Annotated in this window: 1 protein-coding gene; it reads left to right on the top strand. The window is 33.2% G+C overall.

From position 1 onward, the window contains the following. Window positions 1-229: hypothetical protein (locus ACJDU8_RS25930; protein WP_406795051.1), on the top strand; the 229-nt coding region annotated here is incomplete at both ends.

Genomic DNA, 229 nt, shown 5'->3' with positions numbered 1-229 from the left:
AGGGGATTACTCTTTGTTTTGTTGGAACGTTAGTGCTTGTACTCACTATAATGGGGCTTTCAAGTGATCAAGTAGGAGTTATCGTAATTAGACTGTCCTCTTTAATGCTTGTTAGCATGGCAATTCTTTCTTTGTTTACTGGTGCAAAAACATCAGTATTACCTATAAAAATCTGTCCAATTATGAAAATATTTGTTGCATTACTTTGGCTTATTACAAGCATTTTTTA

This window comes from Candidatus Clostridium eludens (assembly GCF_045310515.1).
GTDB lineage: Bacteria > Bacillota > Clostridia > Clostridiales > Clostridiaceae > Clostridium_B > Clostridium_B eludens.
Note: the sequence above shows the minus strand (reverse complement) of the source record. Positions and strands in the feature narration are given on the sequence as shown.